We start from the raw sequence: 20,661 nt of genomic DNA on the forward strand, positions 1-20,661 counted from the left end.
ATCAGAGAAAAGGCGCCTCCGGTTGCAGCAGTTGCCGATGATAGGGCGCCAGACTGTCTTTGTCCGCAAACCCTGACGCCCGCGCGGCGGGCAATACCACCGACAGATCACGGCCCAAATGCTCATAGCTTAGCCGGGTTACCCGAATGCCCGCGCTGCTCTCCGGCGCGGTGCGGGTCACATAACCAACCCAAAAATTATTCTCAAAAGAGGCCACGCGGGTAAGATAGTTGAACGAACCGGTCAGCGCATTGCGCCGGGTAACCACCATTGTGACGCCGTTTTCCTGCCGCGACACGATCCCGCGATATTCACGCGCGGCCGGACTGGTAGGCAGACCTTGAAGCCGCAGAGACTTCGCGTGCTCGAAACCGCGCAGGAAGGTATTCTCCCCCTCACGGCTGATGTAGACAACGCCGGTCACGAATTTATCCCGTTCAAGAAATGAATGGCGCGCAAAGCGGTAGAACCCGCTGGGAAAATCCGCTTCGGGGACGTTTCGTATCCCCGTGCCCAGAAACTCACGCAGAAAGCTGTTGTTGATGGGGTCGGGGCCGCTGTTGATCTGGCTCACGGGCTCTAGTAGAACCCGCGCATCGACACCGAAAAAGTGACAGATGCGCGCGAGCACGTCGGGCCGGGGGAAACTATCGCCTGCAAGGTAGCGGTTAAACTGCGTGCGGTTGATCCCCAGTTGGCGTGATAGGTCAGAAATTGAGACATAGTTTTCGGCAAGCTTGCGCAGATTAGCACCAAACATGCTACGAAGTTCTGCCGGAGATCGCATAGGGGGAGTCATGGTGGCCTCGTTCAACTTGACCGGGAGTGTGGAACGGACTGGCGCGAAAACCAAGGACCTTTCATCCACTGACGCTAAGGAGCATCAATTGTAGACCGGAATTGTGTCTGATCCTAAAGATGCCGACACAAATTGCAAGCGGACGGTGCGTGATAGCGCGTGTCGCTCGCGGAATTATTACTGCAAAGTAAAGGGATTATAGTGAGCGCGGAGTGTACTCATGATTGGTGTAGTTCTGTGGAGCGACGATAACGCTGGTAAGGCTGTCTTTTGGTGCGAGGACCAGGGTGATCTGGCTTATTATGAAAAGACAACATTAAAAGGTCAGGGGAATTGTCCTTTTGATATTGGCGATATGGTGCAATTTGACATCTCCGTGCACCGACGTCTCCGGATCGCGGGCAACCCGCGTGTGCTGCAGGAAAAGACGGGCAGTGCACTTCCCGATGCGCTTCGAAAAGAAGTGGGATGTGATAGGGCTGGTGTCGCAACTGCAAAGCAGGATGCAGCCCCGACCACAGCGCAAATCATCCCATTTGCGCCGCGCCGCGTGGCGGCGTGGCCTGCGTCAGCAAAGCTGAAAGCCTGTGATCGGTAGCGCTCGGGATTAAGCGCCGCGCGCCAAGGCGGCAACGCCAGTGCGCGCGACTTCCACAAGGCCCAGTGGGCGCATGAGTTCTGCGAAGGCGTCGATTTTTTCCGGCGCGCCGGTGATCTCGAAAACGAAGCTTTCCAGCGTGCTGTCCACCACATTGGCGCGGAAGATATCTGCCAAACGCAGGGCTTCGACACGTTGCTCGCCCTTGCCGGCGACTTTAAACATGGCCAGTTCGCGCTCCACGCTCGCGCCCTCGACGGTGAGGTCATGGACCTCATGCACCGGCACAATCCGACCTACCTGCGCTTTGATCTGCTCGATCACCTGTGGCGTTCCGCTGGTCACGATGGTGATGCGGCTCAGATGTCCGGTGTGGTCCACTTCGGCCACGGTCAGGCTGTCGATGTTATAGCCGCGCCCAGAGAACAGACCGATCACCCGCGCCAGCGCACCCGGCTCGTTCTCGACCAGCACGGCGAGGGTGTGTTTTTCGATCACATCCGAAAAGTTGGGCCGCAGATTATAGGCGGAATGGGAGGTTGCTCCCTTTTTGATCTTCAAGGCTGCCATGTCATTGTCCTTCTTATCTTTTGCCGGAATCTCTCAGAAATTCCGTTCCGTTTTCTCTGACAGAAAACGTGTCACACCAGCACCGACCCTTTGGAATCGATCACACCTTGAGTCTCATGATCGCCTGGCAAAAGCATCTCGTTATGAGCCTTGCCGCTTGGAATCATCGGGAAGCAGTTTTCGTGCTTCTCTACCAAACAATCAAAGATCACCGGCCCATCGTGGTTGATCATTTCCATGATCGCGTCATCAAGATCATCGGGGTCCGAGCAGATGATGCCCTTCGCGCCAAAGGCTTCGGCCAGTTTGACAAAGTCAGGCAGGGCTTCGGACCAGCTTTGGGAGTAGCGCTCACCGTGCAGCAACTCTTGCCATTGGCGCACCATGCCAAGGCGTTCGTTGTTGAGGATGAATTGTTTCACCGGCAGGCCGAACTGCATCGCTGTGCCCATCTCCTGCATGTTCATCAGCCAAGAGGCTTCGCCCGCCACGTTGATCACCAGTGCCTCAGGATGCGCCATTTGCACGCCGATAGAGGCCGGGAAACCGTAGCCCATGGTGCCCAGACCGCCGGAGGTCATCCACCGGTTCGGCTCTTCAAATCCGAGGTATTGCGCGGCCCACATCTGGTGTTGGCCCACCTCGGTGGTGATATAGCGGTCATGGCCCTTGGTCAGTGCTTCGAGCCGCGTCAGCGCGTGTTGCGGCTTGATGATCTTGCCCTTCTGCTCAAACTTCAAGCATTCCTTAGCGCGCCATTCCTCGATTTGCTGCCACCATTTGGCAACGGCTTCGCTATTGGTCTTGCGTCCGCGCGATTTCCAGACTTTCAACAGATCTTCGAGCACATGCGCCACATCACCAACGATGGGGATGTCGATGCGGATCACCTTGTTGATCGACGAGGGATCAATGTCGATATGCGCTTTGGTGGATTTCGGGCTGAAACTGTCGATGACGCCGGTGATCCGGTCATCGAAACGCGCGCCGATGTTAATCATCAGATCGCAGTCATGCATCGCCATATTGGCTTCATAGAGCCCATGCATCCCCAACATGCCCAGCCATTTGTCGCCCGAAGCAGGGTAGGCGCCAAGGCCCATCAGGGTCGAGGTGATGGGAAAGCCCGTCGCATCGACCAGTTCGCGTAACAATTGACTCGCCGCTGGGCCGGAGTTGATGACACCACCACCGGTGTAGAAGATCGGACGTTTCGCCGTCTCCATCGCCGCGACCAACTCGGTGATCTCTTCCATATCGCCCTTCACCTGCGGCTGATAGCGCGAGATGGAGGGTTTGGGCGACTCGTAATGCCCAGTGGCGAATTGCACGTCTTTGGGGATGTCGATCAGCACCGGGCCGGGGCGGCCATGGGTGGCGACATGGAAGGCTTCGTGCAGCACAGGGCCGAGGTTATCGGTCTCTTTCACCAGCCAATTGTGCTTGGTGCAGGGGCGGGTGATGCCCACGGTGTCGGCCTCTTGAAAGGCGTCAGAGCCGATCATGAAGGTCGGCACCTGACCTGTCAGCACGACCAGCGGGATCGAGTCCAAGAGCGCATCGGTCAGCCCGGTCACCGCGTTGGTAGCACCGGGGCCGGAGGTCACCAGCACAACGCCGGGTTTCCCGGTGGAGCGGGCATAGCCTTCGGCGGCGTGAACCGCCCCTTGCTCATGGCGCACCAACACGTGTTTGATCGCGTTTTGCTGAAAGACTTCGTCATAGATCGGTAGCACCGCGCCACCGGGATATCCAAAGACGGTGTCCACACCCTGATCGATCAGGGCTTGGACGATCATTTTCGCTCCGGTCATCTGGCGTTTCATCTTAGGTGCTCCGTAAGGCAGGTTATTGGCGTTTGGCATAAAAAAACCCCCGGTCTGACGGGGGCGCATGGGAAGGAGTATGGTTTACCGTTACCGGCCCATGCGCGTGTGTCCTACGATAATGACTAGCTTTGTCATGTCTGGGTCCTTTCAGCGTGCGGTGAGATTATGTGCCTGTTGAAGGAGGGTCAACAGGGAAAGGGTGAAAAAGTGACGCAAAACGGGTCGTGGAGTGAACTTTTGTTGCGCAGGCAGTCAAGCTGGCGACATATCGCGCAAGAATTTGAGGGCTTAGCGTAGCTTTTTATCAGTCGTGGGCTTTTGGTTTGAATTAAAACAACATTTCTATGGACTAAAGGCGCCTGAATCAGACCAGAGGAAATCTCTAAAAACCAAAGGCTTAACGGCGGTGGCCAGATGAGACATCGGGCAAGTTGATATTTGCCACCTGCTCTGCAATCGGATCGGTGCTCAGCGGATGTTGGTCCGGCTCAAAGCGCTCTGGGTCGCGCAGCTTTTGCCAAGTGCCGCCCATATAGACCTCAAGGCCGGAAAACTTGGCTTTATATCCCATCTTGCTGCTGCCGGGGACCCAGTAGCCGAGATAGACATAGGGCAGACCGGCGGCGCGGGCGATCTCGATGTGGTCAAGGATCATGTAGTTGCCCAGACCGTTGCGCGGACGATCAGGGGTGTAAAAGGAATAGACCATGCTCACGCCGTCGCTCAGCACATCTGTCAGGCAGACCCCAACCAGTGCGTTTCGCGCTTCGGGATCGGTATATTCGATCACCCGGCTTCGGATCGGGGTCTCTTCGATCATGGCGGCAAATTCGAACACATCCATATCCGCCATGCCGCCATCTGCGTGACGGCTATCAAGGTAGGTGCGAAACAGGTCGTATTGCTCTTCTGTCGCCCAAGGGGACGTGGCGCGGCGCTCTAGCCCTGCGTTGCGCTTTTGAATCCGACGCTGGCTCTTGCCGGGGCGAAAGGCGGCCACGTCAATCCGTGCCGAAAGACAGGCCGCGCAATCGGTGCAAGAGGGCCGGTACAGGACGTTTTGCGAGCGGCGGAACCCTTGGCTCGACAGGCTGTCGTTCAGCCGTGCGGCATTCTCGCCCTGCAAAGCGGTAAACAGCTTCCGCTCCATCCGCCCCTCAAGGTAGGGGCAGGGCTGCGGGGCTGTGACATAGAATTGCGGTGTTAAAGGCAGTGTATGTCGCATGGGATTCCGGGCCGTTGTCGCGGGGATGCTACCAACCCCCCTTCACTACGCCAAGAGCAAAGTTCTTGGGCCTATCGGGTCAAGCGGCAGTTCACCGGGGCGGTGCCAAGCACCATATCAGTCAAGCTTTGGCAACGGGCTGTGGTGCAGATCAAGACGATCGAGACCAGTTGCACTGGTGTTACCGAGATCGACAGCGAATACCCAATCGTATGCAGCAGCGCCGTCATGAAATCAAACGGCGCATCCTGCCTGTCGCGCAACTCCATCCCCATCAGGCGCATCCCCCAAGTGGCCGAACCATTGGTCAGCGTGGCTACCCGGTAAACGAACCCTACGATCAACATCATAAAGGGAAAGAAAAACAGCCCCGTAAAGGCGGTGAAGGGCAGAATAACGACACAGAACAGAATGACCAGCAGCGCATCCATGACCCAAGCCAAGAAACGCTTGACCGGGATGTCAGTGTAGAACTGCGGGTGCAGATCGGGATCGGGTGTCGAGGGGGGGTAAGAAGATATCATGGTCGGTCCTGAAAAAGCTCCCCGGTGGACCGGGGAGCTGGGGGGATTAAGCACTCGTAGCGCTGTCGTCGCGGGTGGCGCGCTCGTTCATGAACTGGTCGAACTCGGCTTTGTCCTTGGCCTCGCGCAGACGCTCAAGGAAGGCCTCGAAGTTGCTTTGTTCTTCTTCGAGCCGGCGCAGGGTGTCGGCCTTGTAAGCGTCGAAAGCCTTGTTGCCAGTGCTGCGCGACATCATCATGCGGTTGGACTTCATGCTGCAGGATTTAGAAGAGAACATGCGTTTGCTCCAGATCATATAGGCCAGAAGGGCGAGGCCCGCAGGCCAGAAAAAGATGAAGCCAAGTACCATGGCGGCAATCCATGCGCCTTTGCCACGGGCGTCCATCCAAGTTTCAGCGCGCGCGAACCAGTTGTTGCGGGTGCCATAGGTCGGGTCGGTGGTCACTGTTGTCATTGTTGAGCCTTTCGGTCGTGACGGGCCTGTCGCCGGCCCGGGCGTTTCGAATGATGTGAATGTCTTTCACATTGAATAGTTGGGCGTGCCGGGACCGTTTCGCAAGATGCTATGTGAATGTTTTTTACATTGCTCAGGAAGTGACCGAGAAATCAGAGGTTTGCGCTCCCGAAAGCTGCGCGATCTTGGCTGGGGCAAGGCCAAAGACGTGGTGCGGCGTGCCTGCTGCGGCCCAGACCAGCGGAAATTCCAGCAGGCTGCGGTCAAACCATGCGCGGGGCGGGGTGAGGTGACCCAAGGGCGCAACCCCGCCAATGGCAAAGCCCGTCTGCGCTCGGATCAAGGCCGCATCTGCCTTGCCCAGTGGCTCTCCGGACAGTTCTGCCGCGCGGTCCAGATCAACCTGCCGCGCCCCGGCGGTGATGAACAAGACAGCCGTGCCGCTGTTTTCGCCCCGCAGAACGATGGACTTCGCGATCTGGTTCACCTCACAACCAAGCGCCGCTGCGGCATCCTGCGCAGTGCGGGCCAGCGCGGTCTCGCGGATGTCGGGGCGTACCCCAGCGGCCTCTAACGTTGCACGTACCCGTTTTAGACTTTTGCTCATCTTCTGCCCCATTCAGTCGCGCCACAGCAGCGCATTGATCGGGCAAAGTCCTAACAAGCAGGCGGCGCACCGCAACCCCCATTGACGGCGTGGAGATCAGCCCGCAAAGCTGGCCTCATGACTGACCAATCGCTCGCCTCCCGGATCACCCGCTGCCCGCGCATCTACCACCAAGAACGCGCCAAAGACGCGGCGGCTTTGGTGCCGGATCTCGCCTCGGAACTGCGCGACCTTGTCGCGGCAGCCGCCTCCACCGCGCCCTATCTCATGGCGTTGCTGGAAAAAGAAGCCGCATGGCTCTGCGAAGCGGTGGCAAACCCCGAAGAGGCGTTGCGGGCGAATTGCGCTGCGGCGGCGGATTCTGCCCCCGATGTGCTTGCCGATGGGCTGCGACAGGGCAAAAGGCGCATGGCGCTGATGACCGCGCTGGCCGATCTTGGCGGTGCGTGGTCGCTGGAGGATGTCACCAGCGCCCTGACCAACTATGCCGATGCCGCCTGTGGTGCCGCCCTGCGGGCCGGATTGGCCGCCCAGATCAAACGCGGCAAACTGCCCGGCATGGGTATGGACGATCTGGTCGATTGCGCGGGGATGGTTGTCTTTGCCATGGGCAAGATGGGCGCGCGAGAGCTGAACTACTCCTCTGACATCGACCTGATCTGCCTCTTTGACGAAACCCGGTTCGATCCGGATGATTTCCACGCCGCCCGCAGCGCCTTTATCAAGGCCACGCGGGCAATGAGCGGCACGCTCAGTGATATCACCGCCCAGGGCTATGTCTTTCGCACCGATCTGCGCCTGCGGCCTGACCCAGCCGTCACTCCCGTCTGCATCGCGATGGAGGCCGCCGAGCGCTATTACGAAAGCCTTGGCCGGACATGGGAACGCGCGGCCTATATCAAAGCGCGTCCGGCGGTGGGCGATATTCAGGCGGGCGAGCAGTTCTTGCAGGCTCTGCGGCCCTTCGTCTGGCGGCGACATCTGGATTTCGCGGCCATCCAAGACGCCCATGACATGCGTCTGGCGATCCGTGAACATAAGGGTCTGGGCGGGCCGATCACCCTGCCGGGCCATGATATGAAATTGGGCCGGGGCGGCATCCGCGAGATTGAGTTTTTCACCCAGACCCGCCAGCTCATCGCCGGGGGGCGTGATCCTGAACTGAGGACTCGCAAGACATTGACCGGGCTTCAGGTGCTGTCGGAAAAGAACTGGATCGCCGCCGACGCGGCTGCCACGCTTGCCGATCACTACCGCGCGCATCGCACGGTGGAGCATCGCCTTCAGATGGTGCAAGACGCGCAGACCCACACGCTGCCGCGCAGCGAGACGGATTTCGACCGGCTGGCCTGTATGATGGACATGGACACCCAAGACCTGAAGGACGATCTGCACAGCCGGTTGCAGACAGTCCATGACCTGATCGAGAGCTTTTTTGCCGCCACCCGCGAGGAGCCAGAGACGACCTCAGCGGCCCATGAATTTGACACCTCCGTGCTGGACCGCTGGCCCAGCTATCCCGCGCTGCGCTCTGAACGGGGCGCGGATATCTTTGGGCGGTTGAAGCCTCTGCTGCTCGACCGTCTGGCGCAGTCCGCGAAACCTGATGAGGGGCTTTTGGCCTTTGACGGGTTCTTGGCTGGCCTGCCTGCCGGGGTGCAGCTTTTCTCGCTGCTGCGGGCCAATCCGCAACTGGGCGATCTGCTGGTCGATATTGTGGCCACTTCACCCGCTTTGGCGGCCCATCTGTCGCAGAACTCTGGCGTGTTTGACGCGGTGATCGGCGGCGATTTCTTTTCCGAATGGCCGGGGCAGGACAAGCTGACAGAGTTGCTGCACGCCCATCTCGCGCAGGAGGCTGATTACGAGTTGCGCCTTGATGGCACCCGTCGCTGGGCGCGCGAATGGCATTTTCGCATCGGCGTCCATCTGCTGCGCGGGCTGATCGATGCGGCCACGGCTTCTGTCCAATACGCCGAACTGGCCCGCGCCGTGTTGCAAGCGCTTTGGCCCGTGGTGGTGGATCAATTCGCGACCCGGCACGGTCCGCCGCCGGGACGCGGGGCGGTGATCCTTGGCATGGGATCGCTGGGGGCAGGGCGGCTGACGCCCACCTCTGATCTCGACATGCTGGTAATCTATGACGCCGATGGGATTGAAACCTCCGAGGGCCGCAGGCCGCTTGCCACGCGGACCTATTATGCGCGGCTGACGCAGGCGATGATAACCGCAATGACCGCGCCCATGTCGCAGGGCAAACTTTATGACATCGACATGCGCCTGCGGCCTTCGGGCAATCAAGGGCCAGTGGCCACCAGCCTCGCCAGTTTTGAAAGCTACCAAAAGGAACAGGCCTGGGTCTGGGAGCATCTCGCCCTGACCCGTGCGCAGGTGATCGTTGGGCCAGCGGACCTCGCCCGCGCTGTCGAGACGATACGCGACGACATTCTCGGCACCTCGGCCCCGCGCGACAAGGTGCTGAGCGAAGTCACCCGGATGCGCGAACGCATCGCTGCGGCACGCAGCCCGGCAGGACCGCTGGATGCCAAAACCGGGGCCGGGCGCTTGCAGGACATTGAGCTTTTCGCTCAAGCGGGTGCATTGATCGGCGGCACAGGGGCGCGGGAAATCGATGCGGGCCTTGCCGCTGCGCGTGCGGCGGGCATCATCACCTCGCCAGAGGAACAAACCCTCTCGGCCACCTACACAAGCGCCTTTACCTTGGTCTGCGCCGCTCGGCTCTTGACCGCCAAGAAGCTGGATGCCGAGACAATGGGGCAGGCGGGAGCGCAGTTTCTTTGCCGTGTCATGGGGTGTGACGACCTGCCAACGCTGGAATCCCAGCTGCACAATGCCTATGACGCAGCGGCCAAGATTATCACCAAAGCCTTGCCCGCTCTGCCCGCAAAGGAAGCGGAATGACCCAAAAAGACCCCGACGACCCCAAACGCCTGATCTACGAGTCCTACCGGATCGAGGGTATTACGCCCGCGGAATGTCGCAGCATATTCCTCGACTGGGCGCTGAGCCTGCCGCTGGAGCATGACAGCACGCAAGCGCTGCCGCGCCTGCTGGCGCTTTATGAAAAGACAGCCCCCGATCATCCGATGACACAGGTGTTGCGTGACGGGCAAACCACGCTCTGCGCCCCGCGCCGCCAAGGCGGCTGGCGCAGCCGCCCGCGCAACTGACGCAGCTTCGAGTTGTGCAAAAAACCTTTCCCAAAGCGCTCGAACGCAGTACGAAGGGTACTATGACAGCGCCTCAAACCCCCTCCGCCCCGCAGCCCGCCACGCTTCCCGTGGTGCGCCTTCTGCCCAAAGCGAACGACCGTGCCATCCGCCACGGCTTTCCTTGGGTCTATGCCAATGAACTGGTGGTAGACCGCCGCACACGAGGTCTTGCCCCCGGCGCACTGGCACAACTGGAGGATGCCGAGCGCAGGCCCATGGGGCTGGTTGCCGTCAACGCGTCATCCAAGATCATCGCTCGGATGATCGACCGAGACCCGGATGCGCAAGTGAACCAAGCGTGGTTCGAAGCCCACATCGCCCGCGCTCTTGCTCTGCGCAATCAGCTTTACGATCAGCCTTATTACCGTCTGGTCCACGCCGAAGCCGATGGCTTGCCCGGTGTCATTATCGACCGTTTCGGTGATACATGTGTGGTCCAACCCAACGCGGCTTGGGCCGATACCTTGCTCGACGTGCTTGTGGCCGCGCTGCAATCGGTGACCGGAGTAAAGAATGTGTTGAAAAACGCCTCTGGTCGGACCCGCAAGCTGGAAGGGCTTGATGATGTCTCCTCCACGCTTGTTGGTGACTTGCCCGAAGGTCCGCTGCCCGTGCCGATGAATGGGGCCACCTATATGGCCGATCTTACCGGCGGGCAGAAAACCGGCCTGTTTTACGACCAGCGACCTAACCACGCCTTTGCCGCGAACCTTGCGCACAATGGCGCGCGGGTGCTGGATGTTTTCTCTCATGTAGGGGGCTTCTCTCTCGCGGCGCTGGCCAAGGGTGCCTCGTCGGCGCTCGCGGTTGACGGCTCTGCTGCTGCACTCGAACTGGCGGAGGCCGGCGCGGCGGCGATGAACATGCAAGACCGTTTCGCCACCCGCCAAGGTGACGCCTTTGAAGTGCTTTTGGCCCTGCGGAATGAGGGCCAGACCTTTGATGTGGTGATCTGCGATCCCCCGGCCTTTGCGCCCTCGCGCCAAGCCGTCGACGCGGGGCTGCGCGCCTATGAACGTGTTGCACGTCTTTCCGCGCAACTGGTCGCGGAGAATGGTATTTTGGGGCTTTGCTCTTGCTCGCACGCGGCGGACCTGAGCCAATTCCGCACCACCTCTGTGCGCGGTATTGGCCGAGCCGGGCGCCGCGCAATTTTGCTGCACACGGGCTTTGCCGGGCCGGACCACCCACAACTGCCGCAGCTTGCGGAAAGCGGCTATCTCAAGTCCCTGTTCTTTCGCCTGTAGATGACGCGGCCCCGCGTCTTGATCGACACCTGCGTGCTTTACCCGACCGTCATGCGCGAGATGGTGTTGGGCGTGGCCGCGGGCGGCGCGTTCGAGCCGATTTGGTCGGCGCGTATTCTGGAGGAATGGGCCCGCGCGGCGGTCAAACTCGGCCCCGCGGGCGAAGCACAGGCGCGGGCCGAAATCGCGCTCCTCCGCGGTAAGTGGCCGGGGGCCGAACGCGAGGCCTCACCCGGCTTGCAAGCGCGGCTTTGGCTGCCGGATGCCAACGACATTCACGTCTTGGCCGTTGCGGTGGCGAGCAGTGCCGACATGATCCTGACGCTGAATGCCAAAGATTTCCCTCGTCAGATCCTTGCCGAAGAAGGGCTCAGCCGCGCCGATCCGGACAGCTACCTACATGGCATCTGGCAAGCGACGCCGGAACTGGTGACGCCGGTGGCCGAGGCCGTGTTGCAAGAGGCGCGGCGGCTGTCGGCGGAGGGTTGGGAAATGCGGGCGCTGCTGAAAAAGGCGCGGCTGCCACGGTTGGCAAAGGCGCTCGGTTAGCCCTCCCACCGCAACTGCATTTGACGCAGTTTTTCGATGCGTTCTTCGGTCTTGGGGTGGCTCAGCAACCAAGCAGGGGGGCGATTGCCGCCTGTTTGGCTCAATGCATCCAATTTCTCGAACAGAGAAATCTGGGGGCCGATCCCGATGCCTGCCTTGGTGAGCAATGCGGCGGCGTAGGCGTCGGCCTCATACTCATCGTTGCGCGACAGACGGGCGGCAAGCAGGCTGGTCAGCCCGCTGGCGATCAACACGCCAATGCCGGGAATAATTCGCCCAAGCACCATCGCCAGCGCCGTGCGGAGCGCATTCTGCCCTGAAAAATCAATCATCCGCCGGCGCGAATGGCCAAGGGCGACATGACCCAGTTCATGGGCGATGACGCTGGCCAATTCTTCCGCCGATACAGCCCCTTGGCGGAACTTGTTATAGAACCCGCGGGTGATGAAAATACGCCCATCGGGGGCTGCCAGCCCGTTGACCGGTTCGATCTCATACAGATGCACTTTGATGCGCGGCAGGTCTAACGCCTTGGCCATCTTCGCGCTCATATCGTTGAGTTTTGGGTCCACCAAAGGGGTCGATTTCGCATCCAACTCCCGCGCCGTGCGCCAGGCTGAAAAACGATACATGGCCAGCGCATAGAGGATGGCAAGCAGGATGGGAAGAAAGCGGATCATGCGCTCAATATGGGTGGCGCAGGGGCCGGGGGCAAGCGGCACAGGGCCGCGCCCCCGGTTCAGTCAGGCGATTAGACGAGTTTCGCGTCCATCGTGATCTCAGCGGTCAACAGCTTGGAGATCGGGCAGTTTTCCTTGGCGGTTTTTGCGGCCTTGTCGAAGTCGTCCTGCGACGCGCCGGGGATACTGGCCTCGACCGTCAGATGCACTTTCGGCACGTGAAAGCCACCGTCTTTCTCTTCCAGATGCACCTCTGCCTTGGTCTCGATGCTGTCAGGGGTCAGATCGCTCTGCCCGAGGATCATCGACAGTGCCATGGAAAAGCAGGAGGCATGGGCCGCGCCGATCAACTCTTCGGGGTTGGTGCCTTGCTTGCCCTCAAAACGGGTGTTGAAGCCGTAAGGCTGGTCGGACAACACACCGCTTTCGGTAGAGACATGGCCGTTGCCCTCTTTCAAGGAGCCTTCCCATTTTGCGCTGCCGGATTTGATGATGGGGGACATGATAGTTCCTTTCATTTTGCTTGCCGTCGCTTCCTGAGGTGGCGCGGGGCAGCATTGTGTCAAGGAAACCTAGCGGGTCATCGCCTTGATGCCACGGCTCAACCCCTCAAGCGTCATCGGCACCATGGCCTCGGGGCCGAAGATCTCTTGGATCATCGCGATCGATTGGGTGTAGCCCCACTGCCGTTCCGGGACAGGGTTGATCCACAGGTTGCTCGGCCACTGGTCCCGCGCGCGGGCCAGCCAAGTCGCGCCCGCCTCCGGGTTCCAATGCTCATTCGCGCCGCCGGGGTAGGCGATCTCATAGGGCGACATCGACGCGTCCCCGACAAAGATGCATTTGTAGTCAGAGCCGTAGCTGCGCAGCACCTCGTGGGTTGGGATCTGCGCATCCCAACGGCGGCGGTTGTCGCGCCACACGCCCTCATAAAGGCAGTTGTGAAAGTAGAAATGCTCAAGATGTTTGAACTCGCCCCGCGCGGCGCTGAACAACTCCTCCACCACCTTGATATGCGGGTCCATCGAGCCGCCCACGTCAAGAAACAGCAACACTTTCACCGCATTGCGCCGTTCGGGCCGGGTTTTCACATCCAGATAGCCGTGTTCCGCCGTGGCGCGGATCGTGCCATTGAGGTCGAACTCTTCCGCCGCCCCGTCACGCGCCCAGCGGCGCAGGCGTTTCAGCGCCAGTTTGATGTTGCGGGTGCCGATCTCGACGTTGTCATCGAGATTGCGAAACTCCCGCTTGTCCCAGACCTTGACCGCTCGCTTGTGGCGGCTTTCCTTCTGGCCGATGCGCACCCCCTCGGGGTTGTAGCCGTAAGCGCCAAAGGGCGAGGTGCCTGCCGTGCCGACCCATTTCGAGCCACCCTGATGTCGGCCCTTTTGCTCCTCAAGCCGCTTTTTCAGCGTCTCCATCAGCTTGTCGAAACCGCCCATGGCTTCGATCTCGGCCTTTTCCTCATCGCTCAGATGTTTCTCGGCCATCTTGCGCAGCCAGTCTTCGGGCAGGTCCACGGCGTCGAGCACATCATCAAGGCTAATGTTCTCCAGCCCTTTGAACGTCGCCGCAAAGGCCCGGTCGAACTTGTCGATATTGCGCTCGTCTTTGACGATCGACAGGCGGGCGAGGTAGTAGAACCCCTCCACGTCATAGGTGGCCAGCCCCGCTTTCATCCCTTCCAGAAAGGCCAGAAACTCGCGCAGCGAGACCGGCACGGAATGGCGGCGGAGTTGATCGAAGAACGGCAGAAACATCAGAGGCTCAGCATACGGTCCAGCATGACCGTGGCAATCATGCCAACGACCAAAAACGCCATGCCATAGCCTGTGGCATATTGCGCGATATCCTTGCGGTTGCCGCCGCGCTTGCGGGCGGTAAGCCCGCCGATCACCGCCCCGAGCAGTGCCAATCCGATTGCTATCATAGTCTTTTACCCGCCTAAATTGCTGGCCGATCCTTGCTGCGGGTTCAGGCTTGCGATCTCGCGCAGCTTGGCCCGCACGGCCCAGTCAGGGCCAAAGCCGTATCGCGCCCAGCCGATGCTGTCCAGCCTGACCCGGCGTGCCTCACTGTCGCGGCCTTGCATCTGGAGGGCCTCGGCTTTCAACAGCAAAAGGGTGGCAAGGAGCGCTGCGTTTTCGCTGGCTTCGGCGGTGGCGAGATGCGGCTCGATCACGGCCAAGGCGGTGGCCCCGTCACCTTGGGTTACCGCATAACCCGCCCGCTGTGTCGCCACATAGGTGCGGTGCAGAGCGGTGTTGGGCGTGCGGCTGTAAAAGCGATCTGCGGCGGTGTAATGGGTCTGCGCGGCCGCGGGGTCGGTCATCTGTATCACGCGCCCCATGGCATAATGTGAAAATGCTCGGCGGTTGTCTTCCCAGCCTTGGGCTTGGGCGATGCGCAGCGCGTCTTGCGCCGCTGCGAGCCGTGTGTCGCGGCTCACATCGCGGCCTAAAGCTGTCTGTATCGCATGGCCCCAGACCTGTGGCGTGGCACGGATGTCCTGTGCCATGACCGGCCCGCCTTTAGGATTGATCCGAGCCAGCACATCAGGCAGAGCCGCGGCCACTTGCTCGCGCGTCATGCCAGAGCGCAGCGCCGGATCATAATAAGCCCGCAGAATCAGCATATCAAAACCGGTTAACACCGTATGCACATTGTCGTCGTTGAACACCGAATCCGGCAGGCGGTAGAGGTCATTGAGCGGTCCAAGCGCTTGAGCCAGTTCCTCATGCAGACAGTCGCGGGTTTCGTGCGGGCTGACATCATTGGGCAGAAAGATCGCCAGCTTGCGCCGCTCGGTCAGCCGCGTCCAATCGGTGCTGGGCGAGCGGCGCGCGCGGCGGTATTCATCAAGGGTGCTGACATTCGGCACCACGAAGCAAGCGGCTTGGGGTAGTAGTTGTTGTATCTGGTTCCGGCTGATCGCCTGAATGGTGATATTGGCGCCCTTGTTGCGCACTTGCCGCAGCTCGATGCCCGCCTCTTCGCGCAGACGCGCCAGCAGGCGGGCCAGGTCAGGGGCCAATGTGGCGGGTGGTTTGCCCGCCACATGCAGGGTGATCGGTCCTTCAAAGCGGGTCAGCACTGGCAGGGCGCGGCCGCTCTCCATCCGAAAGGCGAGGTCGAGGAAATCCTGCGCTAAGCGCGCATTCGACAAAGGCGGCGTTGCCGGGCGCGTGCCGCTGAATTGCTTCATCGGGGGCAGGGTGCTGTCGGCAATCACCGCACGGCTGGCGACCTCGGAATGGGACGCAGGCACACAGGCGTTCAGCATCATCACCATCGGCAGGATCAGGCGGGCTTTGACGCTGCGCCTCATCTGACTGCCTGCCGCGCAGGCCCTGCGTTTACGTCAAAAAATGCGCGCGGTTTGTCCGCTATCGGTTCCTGCATCTGCCTGCCCCATGATCGCGATGCGGGTCTTGTTGCCCGTCATTGGGATCAGATTAGGCAGACATATTGCCAAAAGCGAGGCAAATCCCGCGCCTTTGGTTCAAAGTTGCGCGGGTGTTGCGGCGCTACCGCTGACGCCGCGCCATAAAGGCCAGCCGCTCAAACAGATGCACGTCCTGCTCGTTCTTCAGCAGCGCCCCATGCAGTTTGGGCAGCGCGTTGGTGCCGTCTTTGGCAAGATCTTCGGCGTCCATATCCTCGGCCAAGAGCAGTTTCAGCCAGTCCAGTACCTCGGAAGTCGAAGGTTTCTTCTTCAGCCCTTGCTGGTCGCGGATTTCGTAGAACTGCGTCAGCGCCGTGGTCAGCAACTGCTGTTTGATGCCCGGATGATGCACTTCGACGATCTGTTTCAGCGTCTCCATCTCTGGGAACTGGATGTAATGGAAGAAACAGCGGCGCAGAAAGGCGTCAGGCAGTTCTTTTTCGTTGTTCGAGGTGATGATCACGATGGGACGTTGCTTGGCGCGGATCGTCTCGCCGGTCTCATAGACAAAGAATTCCATCTTATCGAGTTCCTGCAACAGGTCGTTGGGAAACTCGATGTCGGCCTTGTCGATCTCGTCGATCAGCAGCACGACCTTCTCATCAGCCTCAAACGCCTGCCACAGCTTGCCCTTGCGAATGTAGTTCTTCACATCATGCACGCGTTCATCGCCCAACTGGCTGTCGCGCAATCGGCTTACGGCGTCATACTCATAAAGCCCCTGTTGCGCGCGCGTGGTGGATTTGATGTTCCACTCAATCATGCGCAGTCCCAAAGCGTCGCTGACCTGCCGCGCCAACTCGGTTTTTCCCGTGCCGGGCTCACCCTTAACGAGCAGGGGCCGTTCCAGCGTAACCGCAGCGTTAACCGCGATTTTCAGATCGTCGGTGGCCACGTAATCTTTGGTGCCTTGGAATTTCATCGTTTTTTCAACCTCGTCTGACGCGCGCTTAATCCAAGGTCTTTAACCAAAAATCAAAGTCTTTGTGTAGTGACAATTGTTAATCGCTAAGATAGATGCAGCCGCAGGGGAAAATGTCGGGAGACAGGCCTTTTTAATGTCTGAGTTAAGAACCGCCGGGGAAAAACAGATGAAGCAGGAAATCTTCCTGTCGGACGACTATCGTCCGGCTGAGGACGAGCCATTCATGAATGACCGTCAGCTTGAGTACTTTCGTCGCAAATTGCTGAACTGGAAAGCGGAGCTGTTGGCTGGCAGCCGTGACACCATCGAAGCCTTGCAGGACGGCACCCGGAACATTCCGGATGTGACCGACCGCGCATCAGAAGAGACAGACCGCGCGCTTGAGTTGCGCACACGTGACCGCGCCCGCAAGCTCGTTGGCAAGATCGACGCCGCGCTGCGCCGAATTGATGAGGGAGAGTTCGGCTACTGCATGAAAACCGGCGATCCGATCTCGCTCAAGCGGCTTGACGCACGGCCCATCGCCACCATGACGCTGGAAGCGCAAGAGCGTCACGAGCGGCGCGAGAAGGTGCATCGGGACGACTGAAATGTCTGACAAGATCAAACGCCGGGGCAACTGCTCCGGCGTTCTTCTATGTGCGGTTGCCATGCGGCGGGCCGGATGAGCGGGGCTAACGCGCCGCGCAACGGCGTGTCCAATGCCATCGTTATCGGCGGTGGCATCGGCGGTCTGGCCTGCGCTACGGCACTCGCGCGGCAGGGCGTGGCCGTCACGCTGCTGGAACAAGCCCCTGACTTTTCCGAGGTTGGTGCAGGTTTGCAGATCAGTCCCAACGGCCTCGCCGTCCTGCGCGGCTTGGGGCTTGAAGGCGGGCTGAAGGCACGCGGTGCGGTGCGCGGGCAGGCGGTGCGGCTGTGTGACTATGCCAAAGGCGCGCAAGTCGCTCGGCTGGATCTGACCCGCTTGCCCGAGACGCAACGCTATTACTTCGTCCACCGCGCCGACTTGATTGATCTGCTGCGGGGGGCGGCACAGCAAGCCAATGTGAGTTTTGAGACCAGCGCCCAAGCCGCCAGCCTGCACCCCGGCGCTCTGCCACAGGTGCAGATGGCCAACGGTGGGCGGCGGCGGGCTGAATTGGTGGTCGCCGCCGATGGCATCCATTCCGTCGGGCGGGTGCAGTTGAACGGCGCCGACAAAGCCGCCTTCTCTGGCCAAGTCGCATGGCGGGCGCTGATCCCAAATGACATTAACCACGGGCCAGAGGCGCGGGTGACGATGGGACCGGGGCGGCATCTGGTGAGCTATCCACTGCGCGATGGGCGTCTGATCAACCTCGTCGCTGTCGAAGAACGCAGCGACTGGGCCGCCGAAGGCTGGCATCACGCCGACAACCCCGCCAACCTGCGCCGCGCTTTTGCGGGCTTTGGCGGCGAGGCGGCGCAGATGATCGAAACGGTGAAGAATGTCACCCTCTGGGGGCTGCACCATCATCCTGTCGCGGCCAATTGGCACGGCGAAGGCGTGGCTCTGCTTGGCGATGCCGCCCATCCAACGCTGCCGTTTTTGGCGCAGGGCGCGAATATGGCGCTGGAGGATGCTTGGGTCTTGGCCGATTGCCTGCGCCGCCAGCCGCGCGACGCAGCGCTCGCAGCCTATCAGGCCAAGCGGATCAACCGAACGCGGCGCATCGTCAAAACGTCAGAAGGCAACGCCGCACGCTACCACATGACGCCCGGCCCGCTGCGACTGGTGGCCCATTCTGGTCTGCGGCTGGCGTCAAGATTGGCGCCAAGCGTGATGCTCGGCGCCTATGATTGGCTCTATGGTCACGACGTCACCAAGGGGTAGGCCACCGACCAAGGTCGGTGGTCGCTCATATCAGCCCGCGCGTTGCAACATGCCAAAGAGGTCACGCGGATCGTCCGGGTCGGCCAGCAGGTCGAGCGGCTGGAACAGGCCTGTTTCAGCGATCTGGTCGCGCACGTAGCGCAGGGCCGAGAAATCCTCAATCGCGAAGCCGACGGAGTCGAAAAGCGTGATCTGACGGTCATCGCGGCGGCCCTTGGCTTGGCCGGTCAGAACCTGCCAAATCTCAGTGACCTCATGGTCGGCTTCCAACTGCTGAATCTCCCCCTCAATGCGCGTCTGCTCAGGGAATTCCACAAAGATATCAGAGCGATGTAGGATCGCGGGCGCCAGTTCCGTCTTGCCCGGGCAGTCGCCGCCGATCGCATTGATATGCACGCCGGAGCCGACCATATTGTCGGTCAGGATCGTGGCATATTGCTTGTCGGCGGTGCAGGTGGTGATGATCTGCGCGCCAAGGATCGCGTCCTCTGCCGTGTCACATTCCACCACTTTGATCCCGTGTCCCGCCAGATTGCGTGCGCATTTCGCGGTTGCTGCGCGGTCGATGTCGTAGAGCCGTACCTCGTCCACGCCACAGATAGCCTTCATCGCAAGGCTCTGAAACTCGGACTGTGCGCCATTGCCGATCATCGCCATCACATGGCTGCCCTTCGGTGCCAGCAGCCGCGCCACCACGGCGGACGTCGCTGCCGTGCGCAGGGCGGTGAGGATCGTCATCTCGGTCAGCAGCACCGGATAGCCATTGGCCACGTTCGCCAGCAGGCCAAAAGCGGTGACGGTCTGAAAGCCGTCCTTTGTGTTGTCCGGATGGCCGTTCACGTATTTGAAGCCGTACACATCGCCGTCCGAGGTGGGCATCAATTCGATCACGCCTTTCTCAGAATGGCTCGCCACGCGCGGGGTCTTGTCGAACAACTCCCAGCGTTTGAAATCGGCCTCAATGTACTCCGCCAACCCGCGCAGCATCTCTTCAACGCCGATATGGTGGATCAGCTTCATCATCTGATCGACAGAAACAAAAGGCACCAGCGCCTTATCGGAAGGGTTCAGATTGGTCATGTCAGGTCTTTCTATCAATAGGCTCGGGTAGGGCGGTCAAACACGCGGCGGCCAAAGGCCGAGGCGGTGAGGTCCACCATCAATTGCGCGGTGCGGCCACGCTCATCAAGGAAGGGGTTCAATTCGACCAGATCAAGCGAAGTCATCAGCCCGCTGTCATGCAGCATCTCCATCACCAGATGCCCCTCGCGCACGGTGGCACCGCCCGGCACGGTGGTGCCGACAGCAGGGGCAACCGAAGGATCAAGGAAATCGACATCCAGCGAGACATGCAGCATCCCGTCCGCCGCTGCGACCTTATCGAGGAACCGCTGCAAGGGTTTGGCAATGCCGCTCTCGTCAATCTCGCGCATGTCGACATAGGTCACGGTGGTGTCCTGCAACGCCGCGCGTTCAGCCGCATCGACGGAACGCAGCCCGATCATGGCGATATTATCATGGGGCAAGGGCTTTAACACTTCGGGGAAACCATCAAACCCTTTGCGCCCGGTCACATAGCCCAAGGGGGTGCCGTGAAGATTGCCGCTGTCGCTGGTTTGCGGGGTGTGAAAATCCGTATGCGCATCCAGCCAAAGGACGAAAAGCGGGCGCTCGGCTTTCTCGGCATGGCGCATCGCGCCCAAAACGGTGCCGAGTGCCAAAGCATGATCGCCGCCCATAAAGATCGGCAACCCGTCATCCATCGCTGCATCCGCAGCGGCGGCAAGGCTCTCTGTCCAAGCAATGGTCTCTTCCAACGCGTGGAGCTTTTCGTGCTCTTTGGCATGATAGGGCGCTGGCGCGATATTGCCGCGATCCACAACATTATGGCCGAGGTCGCGCAGCGCAGGCTCTAACCCGGCGGTGCGAAAGGCATCCGGCCCCATCAAACATCCCCGGCGGCGTTTGCCACTGTCCAGTGGCACGCCAAGCAAGATGCAATTCTGTTCATGTGACATCGGGAACTCCTTTGGTGTTTCAAACCAAATAGAGTACCTTTTGATATATCAACAAGCTGTCAAACTGCACAATTCGGGTAGGTTTTGCGCAAATGGTAAGCGT

At 60.4% G+C, this 20,661-nt stretch carries 22 protein-coding genes; 7 read left to right on the forward strand and 15 right to left on the reverse strand.

The window, feature by feature from the left end; genetic code table 11:
- Position 1: 1 nt before the first annotated feature.
- Positions 2–799, reverse strand: a complete 798-nt coding sequence (locus HTT03_RS13520; protein ID WP_246253499.1) for a helix-turn-helix domain-containing protein — start codon at positions 797–799, stop codon at positions 2–4.
- Positions 800–1,019: 220 nt separating this feature from the next.
- On the opposite strand from HTT03_RS13520, the gene HTT03_RS13525 reads away from it, so the two are divergent.
- Positions 1,020–1,397, forward strand: coding sequence for a hypothetical protein (locus tag HTT03_RS13525; protein ID WP_174860290.1), 378 nt, complete (start codon positions 1,020–1,022; stop codon positions 1,395–1,397).
- 9 nt (positions 1,398–1,406) lie between these two features.
- On the opposite strand, the gene ilvN is transcribed toward HTT03_RS13525, so the two are convergent.
- The 6 genes from ilvN to HTT03_RS13555 all read right to left on the reverse strand — a co-directional run bounded on the left by ilvN (position 1,407) and on the right by HTT03_RS13555 (position 6,606).
- The gene (gene ilvN / locus HTT03_RS13530; protein WP_174860291.1) at positions 1,407–1,967 is read right to left on the reverse strand and encodes an acetolactate synthase small subunit; all 561 of its coding nucleotides are present in this window, start codon (positions 1,965–1,967) and stop codon (positions 1,407–1,409) included.
- Positions 1,968–2,038: 71 nt separating this feature from the next.
- A complete protein-coding gene (locus HTT03_RS13535; protein WP_174860292.1) occupies positions 2,039–3,793 on the reverse strand; it encodes an acetolactate synthase 3 large subunit in 1,755 nt (584 codons plus the stop codon).
- 400 nt (positions 3,794–4,193) lie between these two features.
- Positions 4,194–5,021 (reverse strand): arginyltransferase, encoded by an 828-nt coding sequence (locus tag HTT03_RS13540; RefSeq protein WP_174860293.1) that lies wholly within the window; start codon positions 5,019–5,021, stop codon positions 4,194–4,196.
- Between the two features lie 71 nt (positions 5,022–5,092).
- The gene (locus HTT03_RS13545) at positions 5,093–5,545 is read right to left on the reverse strand and encodes an RDD family protein (RefSeq protein ID WP_174860294.1); all 453 of its coding nucleotides are present in this window, start codon (positions 5,543–5,545) and stop codon (positions 5,093–5,095) included.
- Positions 5,546–5,591: 46 nt separating this feature from the next.
- The gene (locus tag HTT03_RS13550) at positions 5,592–5,999 is read right to left on the reverse strand and encodes a DUF2852 domain-containing protein (protein ID WP_174860295.1); all 408 of its coding nucleotides are present in this window, start codon (positions 5,997–5,999) and stop codon (positions 5,592–5,594) included.
- Positions 6,000–6,132: 133 nt separating this feature from the next.
- Positions 6,133–6,606 carry a YbaK/EbsC family protein gene (locus tag HTT03_RS13555; RefSeq protein ID WP_174860296.1) on the reverse strand — a complete coding sequence of 158 codons (474 nt, stop codon included), beginning with the start codon at positions 6,604–6,606 and terminating at the stop codon, positions 6,133–6,135.
- A gap of 117 nt (positions 6,607–6,723) precedes the next feature.
- Here HTT03_RS13555 and HTT03_RS13560 point away from each other — a divergent pair, with 117 nt between their 5' ends.
- The 4 genes from HTT03_RS13560 (at position 6,724) to HTT03_RS13575 (ending at position 11,635) form a co-directional block, all read left to right on the forward strand.
- A complete protein-coding gene (locus HTT03_RS13560; protein WP_174860297.1) occupies positions 6,724–9,528 on the forward strand; it encodes a [protein-PII] uridylyltransferase family protein in 2,805 nt (934 codons plus the stop codon).
- On the forward strand, positions 9,525–9,797 hold the full coding sequence (locus tag HTT03_RS13565) for a hypothetical protein (protein ID WP_174860298.1): 273 nt from the start codon (positions 9,525–9,527) through the stop codon (positions 9,795–9,797). The genes HTT03_RS13560 and HTT03_RS13565 overlap by 4 nt, the downstream gene beginning before the upstream one ends.
- 62 nt (positions 9,798–9,859) lie before the next feature.
- Positions 9,860–11,086, forward strand: coding sequence for an RSP_2647 family RNA methyltransferase (locus HTT03_RS13570; protein WP_174860299.1), 1,227 nt, complete (start codon positions 9,860–9,862; stop codon positions 11,084–11,086).
- Entirely contained in the window at positions 11,087–11,635 is a 549-nt protein-coding gene (locus tag HTT03_RS13575) for an RSP_2648 family PIN domain-containing protein (RefSeq protein ID WP_174860300.1), read from the forward strand. It begins immediately after the preceding gene.
- On the opposite strand, the gene HTT03_RS13580 is transcribed toward HTT03_RS13575, so the two are convergent.
- From HTT03_RS13580 to HTT03_RS13605, 6 genes are all read right to left on the reverse strand, one after another.
- Positions 11,632–12,315 (reverse strand): M48 family metalloprotease, encoded by a 684-nt coding sequence (locus tag HTT03_RS13580; RefSeq protein WP_174860358.1) that lies wholly within the window; start codon positions 12,313–12,315, stop codon positions 11,632–11,634. The genes HTT03_RS13575 and HTT03_RS13580 overlap by 4 nt on opposite strands.
- Before the next feature lie 71 nt (positions 12,316–12,386).
- Complete coding sequence (locus HTT03_RS13585) at positions 12,387–12,818, reverse strand: OsmC family protein (protein WP_174860301.1); 432 nt, start codon at positions 12,816–12,818, stop codon at positions 12,387–12,389.
- 69 nt (positions 12,819–12,887) lie between these two features.
- Positions 12,888–14,075 carry a vWA domain-containing protein gene (locus HTT03_RS13590; protein ID WP_174860302.1) on the reverse strand — a complete coding sequence of 396 codons (1,188 nt, stop codon included), beginning with the start codon at positions 14,073–14,075 and terminating at the stop codon, positions 12,888–12,890.
- On the reverse strand, positions 14,075–14,245 hold the full coding sequence (locus HTT03_RS13595) for an apolipoprotein acyltransferase (protein ID WP_174860303.1): 171 nt from the start codon (positions 14,243–14,245) through the stop codon (positions 14,075–14,077). The genes HTT03_RS13590 and HTT03_RS13595 overlap by 1 nt, the downstream gene beginning before the upstream one ends.
- A gap of 6 nt (positions 14,246–14,251) precedes the next feature.
- Positions 14,252–15,643: a DUF2927 domain-containing protein gene (locus HTT03_RS13600; protein WP_174860304.1), complete on the reverse strand. Its 1,392-nt coding sequence runs from the start codon at positions 15,641–15,643 to the stop codon at positions 14,252–14,254.
- 199 nt (positions 15,644–15,842) lie between these two features.
- Positions 15,843–16,682, reverse strand: coding sequence for an AAA family ATPase (locus HTT03_RS13605; protein ID WP_174860305.1), 840 nt, complete (start codon positions 16,680–16,682; stop codon positions 15,843–15,845).
- A 169-nt stretch (positions 16,683–16,851) separates the two neighbouring features.
- Here HTT03_RS13605 and dksA point away from each other — a divergent pair, with 169 nt between their 5' ends.
- The gene (dksA, locus tag HTT03_RS13610) at positions 16,852–17,274 is read left to right on the forward strand and encodes an RNA polymerase-binding protein DksA (protein WP_174860359.1); all 423 of its coding nucleotides are present in this window, start codon (positions 16,852–16,854) and stop codon (positions 17,272–17,274) included.
- A gap of 75 nt (positions 17,275–17,349) precedes the next feature.
- Complete coding sequence (locus HTT03_RS13615; RefSeq protein WP_174860306.1) at positions 17,350–18,540, forward strand: FAD-dependent monooxygenase; 1,191 nt, start codon at positions 17,350–17,352, stop codon at positions 18,538–18,540.
- 30 nt (positions 18,541–18,570) lie between these two features.
- On the opposite strand, the gene HTT03_RS13620 is transcribed toward HTT03_RS13615, so the two are convergent.
- Together HTT03_RS13620 and rocF are read right to left on the reverse strand one after the other, a co-directional pair.
- Positions 18,571–19,620 carry an ornithine cyclodeaminase gene (locus tag HTT03_RS13620; protein WP_174860307.1) on the reverse strand — a complete coding sequence of 350 codons (1,050 nt, stop codon included), beginning with the start codon at positions 19,618–19,620 and terminating at the stop codon, positions 18,571–18,573.
- Positions 19,621–19,634: 14 nt separating this feature from the next.
- Positions 19,635–20,558: an arginase gene (rocF, locus tag HTT03_RS13625; RefSeq protein WP_174860308.1), complete on the reverse strand. Its 924-nt coding sequence runs from the start codon at positions 20,556–20,558 to the stop codon at positions 19,635–19,637.
- Between the last annotated feature and the right edge of the window lie 103 nt (positions 20,559–20,661).

This window comes from Sulfitobacter maritimus (assembly GCF_013346665.1).
Lineage (GTDB): Bacteria > Pseudomonadota > Alphaproteobacteria > Rhodobacterales > Rhodobacteraceae > Sulfitobacter > Sulfitobacter maritimus.

Excerpts from the sequence above, each read along its gene's own strand:
- HTT03_RS13520 (WP_246253499.1), bottom strand. The coding sequence starts at position 799 with ATGACTCCCCCTATGCGATCTCCGGCAGAACTTCGTAGCATGTTTGGT.
- HTT03_RS13525 (WP_174860290.1), top strand. The coding sequence starts at position 1,020 with ATGATTGGTGTAGTTCTGTGGAGCGACGATAACGCTGGTAAGGCTGTC.
- ilvN (WP_174860291.1), bottom strand. The coding sequence starts at position 1,967 with ATGGCAGCCTTGAAGATCAAAAAGGGAGCAACCTCCCATTCCGCCTAT.
- HTT03_RS13535 (WP_174860292.1), bottom strand. The coding sequence starts at position 3,793 with ATGAAACGCCAGATGACCGGAGCGAAAATGATCGTCCAAGCCCTGATC.
- HTT03_RS13540 (WP_174860293.1), bottom strand. The coding sequence starts at position 5,021 with ATGCGACATACACTGCCTTTAACACCGCAATTCTATGTCACAGCCCCG.
- HTT03_RS13545 (WP_174860294.1), bottom strand. The coding sequence starts at position 5,545 with ATGATATCTTCTTACCCCCCCTCGACACCCGATCCCGATCTGCACCCG.
- HTT03_RS13550 (WP_174860295.1), bottom strand. The coding sequence starts at position 5,999 with ATGACAACAGTGACCACCGACCCGACCTATGGCACCCGCAACAACTGG.
- HTT03_RS13555 (WP_174860296.1), bottom strand. The coding sequence starts at position 6,606 with ATGAGCAAAAGTCTAAAACGGGTACGTGCAACGTTAGAGGCCGCTGGG.
- HTT03_RS13560 (WP_174860297.1), top strand. The coding sequence starts at position 6,724 with ATGACTGACCAATCGCTCGCCTCCCGGATCACCCGCTGCCCGCGCATC.
- HTT03_RS13565 (WP_174860298.1), top strand. The coding sequence starts at position 9,525 with ATGACCCAAAAAGACCCCGACGACCCCAAACGCCTGATCTACGAGTCC.
- HTT03_RS13570 (WP_174860299.1), top strand. The coding sequence starts at position 9,860 with ATGACAGCGCCTCAAACCCCCTCCGCCCCGCAGCCCGCCACGCTTCCC.
- HTT03_RS13575 (WP_174860300.1), top strand. The coding sequence starts at position 11,087 with ATGACGCGGCCCCGCGTCTTGATCGACACCTGCGTGCTTTACCCGACC.
- HTT03_RS13580 (WP_174860358.1), bottom strand. The coding sequence starts at position 12,315 with ATGATCCGCTTTCTTCCCATCCTGCTTGCCATCCTCTATGCGCTGGCC.
- HTT03_RS13585 (WP_174860301.1), bottom strand. The coding sequence starts at position 12,818 with ATGTCCCCCATCATCAAATCCGGCAGCGCAAAATGGGAAGGCTCCTTG.
- HTT03_RS13590 (WP_174860302.1), bottom strand. The coding sequence starts at position 14,075 with ATGTTTCTGCCGTTCTTCGATCAACTCCGCCGCCATTCCGTGCCGGTC.
- HTT03_RS13595 (WP_174860303.1), bottom strand. The coding sequence starts at position 14,245 with ATGATAGCAATCGGATTGGCACTGCTCGGGGCGGTGATCGGCGGGCTT.
- HTT03_RS13600 (WP_174860304.1), bottom strand. The coding sequence starts at position 15,643 with ATGAGGCGCAGCGTCAAAGCCCGCCTGATCCTGCCGATGGTGATGATG.
- HTT03_RS13605 (WP_174860305.1), bottom strand. The coding sequence starts at position 16,682 with ATGAAATTCCAAGGCACCAAAGATTACGTGGCCACCGACGATCTGAAA.
- dksA (WP_174860359.1), top strand. The coding sequence starts at position 16,852 with ATGAAGCAGGAAATCTTCCTGTCGGACGACTATCGTCCGGCTGAGGAC.
- HTT03_RS13615 (WP_174860306.1), top strand. The coding sequence starts at position 17,350 with ATGAGCGGGGCTAACGCGCCGCGCAACGGCGTGTCCAATGCCATCGTT.
- HTT03_RS13620 (WP_174860307.1), bottom strand. The coding sequence starts at position 19,620 with ATGACCAATCTGAACCCTTCCGATAAGGCGCTGGTGCCTTTTGTTTCT.
- rocF (WP_174860308.1), bottom strand. The coding sequence starts at position 20,558 with ATGTCACATGAACAGAATTGCATCTTGCTTGGCGTGCCACTGGACAGT.